Origin of the sequence: Cupriavidus sp. WGlv3 (assembly GCF_023952475.1) — a bacterium.
GTDB lineage: Bacteria > Pseudomonadota > Gammaproteobacteria > Burkholderiales > Burkholderiaceae > Cupriavidus > Cupriavidus phytorum.
Genome location: NZ_JALHRX010000097.1, coordinates 1 through 1,292, shown reverse-complemented (window position 1 = coordinate 1,292; position 1,292 = coordinate 1). Strand labels below are relative to the sequence as shown.

The following is a 1,292-nucleotide window of genomic DNA, read 5'->3' as shown; positions in this document are numbered from 1 at the left end:
CAACTCTGGATACTTGAAGGATGGAAACCTGCTATGAGGTCATGCGACGACAAGGCATTTCGCGACGCACCTTCCTCAAGTATTGTATTGCTCGCTCACGGCCACCTCGCTCGGGTGGGCCCCGACGTTCGGGCCGCAGATCGCACACGCCATGGAGACCAAACCGCGCACGCCGATGCTGTGGCTGCATGGGCTGGAATGCACTTGTTGTTCGGAGTCGTTCACTATCCTCGAGGAGGTCATTGTTAAGTAGAAGGGCAACTACATCCTAGCGGTGGAAGGCAACCGTCCGCTGAACCAGGTGGGCATGAGTTGCATCATCGGCGGGCGCCCCTTCATCGACCAGCTCAAGCATGTGGCCAAGGACGCCAAGGCCGTCATCTCCTGGGGCTCCTGCGCATCATGGGGCTGCGTGCAGGCCGCCAAGCCGAACCCGACGCAGGCCACGCCGGTGCACAAGGTGATCACGGACAAGCCCATCATCAAGGTGCCCGGCTGCCCGCCGATCGCCGAGGCGATGATTGGCGTGATCACTTACATGCTGACCTTTGACCGTATCCCTGAGCTGGACCGCCAGGGCCGGCCGAAGATGTTCTACAGCCAGCGTATCCACGACAAGTGCTACCGCCGCCCACACTTCGATGCCGGCCAGTTCGTCGAGGCCTAGTACGACGAATCCGCGCGCAAGGGCTATTGTCTCTACAAGGTCGGTTGCAAGGGTCCGACCACCTACAACGCCTGCTCGACGACGCGATGGAACGAGGGCACGAGCTTCCCGATCCAGGCCGGCCACGGCTGCATCGGCTGCTCGGAAGATGGCTTTTGGGACAAGGGCTCGTTCTACGACCGCCTCACCAACATCCACCAGTTCGGCATCGAGGCCAACGCCGACAAGGTCGGCGGCGCGGCGGCCGGAGTGGTCGGCGCTGCCGTGGCAGCCCACGCGGCCGTGTCGGCCATCAAGCGTACGGCTCAGAAGAAGAACCAAGGCACCAGCGGCGCCGAGCATTGAGCCGCGCTGACCAGATTCAAGAGAGACAAGGACGTCTCATGACTGCCCATTCCACCCAAGGATTCAACCTTGACAACAGCGGGCGACGCGTGGTCGTCGACCCGGTGACTCGGATCGAGGGTCACATGCGCTGTGAGGTCAATCTCGACGCCAACCTGTCGGCGGCCAAGTACTCGCCCTGCTCGCCGGCGTCATTGACACGGCGCTTGACGCTCAACTCATGATGCGCCGGGTGACCCCAGCGGGCTAGCGTACCTGCGCGCGGCACGCAGTGGTAATC

The 1,292-nt window shown here is 62.5% G+C and carries 2 pseudogenes; both read left to right on the top strand.

The features are described from left to right. The first annotated feature begins 20 nt into the window (after positions 1–20). Positions 21–1,012, top strand: a pseudogene (locus tag MKD38_RS30590) (hydrogenase small subunit). Between the two features lie 38 nt (positions 1,013–1,050). After that, positions 1,051–1,167: pseudogene (locus tag MKD38_RS31255) on the top strand (hypothetical protein); the annotation flags it as partial. Positions 1,168–1,292: the final 125 nt, after the last annotated feature.